Here is a 1,771-nt window from a genome sequence, read left to right on the forward strand (position 1 = left end):
AACGCGGTGAACGCCAAGAGTTCGTCGCGGGCTTGCTCGAGGTGGTCACGGACCGCCACGAGTTTGTTGCGATCGACCTCGTCCAGGAGTCGATCGTATTGGGCGTGCACGGCGTCGGCGTCGACTTGTTCGAACACTGAGCCCTGATCCACTGACGTAGTGGGCGTGGCGTGGAACGGGAGTGCCCTCTGAGCAGGGAGGATGTTGAGTGCGACGTCCACATCCGGCTGCTCAGAAGGTCACTCCGTAAGTGAAAGCCTCTCACACGATCCGTCCCGTTTTCGATGACCCGAACCTGGTGTCGGCCGCCGGGTTGGTCCCGGCCATGTTGTTGGCCGAGTCCGCCGGCCTGCACGACCTGCTGGCGGAGCAGGTGAGTGTCGCTTCGCCGAACGCTGCGGTGAAGGCGGCCAGTGTGGTGGGCGGGATGCTCGCCGGCGCGGACAGCATCGATGACCTGGACCTGCTGCGCCACGGCGGCATGGACAGGTTGTTCGCCGGCGTTCGGGCCCCCTCGACGTTGGGCACGTTCCTGCGCTCGTTCACCCACGGGCACGTGCAGCAACTCGACGCCGTCGGCGGACACCTGCTGGCGGGTCTGACCTGCCGGGTGCCCGGCATGATCGCCGGCGCCGCCACCGACCAGGGGCTGGCGTTCCTCGATGTGGACGACACGATCCGCGAGGTCCACGGCTACCGCAAGCAGGGCGCCGGCTACGGCTACACCCGGGTGCGGGGGTTGAACATCCAACTTGCGGCGTTGTCCACCCCGTTGGCGGCGCCGGTGATCACCCGCGCCCGGCTCCGCAAGGGCAGCACCTCCTCAGCCAGGGGCGCGGGACGGATGCTGGCCCAAGCGATCACCACCGCCCGCGCTGCGGGGGTGGCGGGCCACCTGCTGTGCCGGGCCGACTCGGCGTACTACGGGTGGGCGTTCGTCGGCGCCGCGCTCCGGGCGAAGGCGTGGTTCTCCGTCACCGCCCGGATGACCAAGAAGGTCACCCGTGCCATCGCCGGCATCGCCGAGGACGACTGGCAGCCGATCAAGTACCCCCAGGCTGTCTACGACGAGGCCGAACAACGCTGGGTCTCCGACGCCGAGGTCGCCGAAGTCGGGTTCGTCGCGTTCACCGGCCGCCGCAAGGCCGAACACGTGCCCTGCCGGCTGGTCGTGCGCCGGGTCAAACGGCTCCAACCACTCGCCTCCGACGGCAGCGAGCAACAAGAGTTGTTCGCCGCCTACCGGCACCATGCGTTCATCACCAACACCACCTTCACGATGGTGGAGGCCGACCAGTTGCACCGGGACCACGCGATCGTGGAACAGGTCATCGCCGAACTCAAGGACGGGCCACTGGCCCACCTCCCCTCGGGCAAGTACGCCGCCAACGCCGCCTGGGTGGCCCTCGCGGTGATCGCGTTCAACATCGCCCGAGCCGCCGCCATCGCCGCCAACCTGACCAAAGCACGATGGGCGACCCTGCGCCGCAAGCTCATCAACGTCCCGGCCCGGATCGCGGCCACCGGCCGCCGGCTCGTGCTGCACCTACCCACCCACTGGCCCTGGGCCGACGCCTGGGAAGCCCTGCACGCCGTCGCGACCAGCCCACCCCGACCCGCGACACCCTGACCACCCAGCCCCAGCAGGCCCAACCCGAGGACCCCGTGGAAAAGCCGGACAGACCGGCAGACCCGCCGCGCCCACACACAAGAACGACCCTCAGAACCGACGCGAGGAACCACCAGAAATCACGGTCGGTGGATCAGGGCT

At 68.8% G+C, this 1,771-nt stretch carries 1 protein-coding gene and 1 pseudogene; one reads left to right on the forward strand and one right to left on the reverse strand.

The window, feature by feature from the left end:
- Positions 1–140, reverse strand: a pseudogene (locus Q1K57_RS14590) (transposase); the annotation flags it as partial.
- Between the two features lie 110 nt (positions 141–250).
- Here Q1K57_RS14590 and Q1K57_RS14595 point away from each other — a divergent pair.
- Positions 251–1,630 carry an IS1380 family transposase gene (locus Q1K57_RS14595; RefSeq protein WP_300083896.1) on the forward strand — a complete coding sequence of 460 codons (1,380 nt, stop codon included), beginning with the start codon at positions 251–253 and terminating at the stop codon, positions 1,628–1,630.
- Positions 1,631–1,771: the final 141 nt, after the last annotated feature.

The sequence above is a fragment of the Propioniciclava sp. genome (assembly GCF_029977985.1).
Classification (GTDB): domain Bacteria; phylum Actinomycetota; class Actinomycetes; order Propionibacteriales; family Propionibacteriaceae; genus Propioniciclava.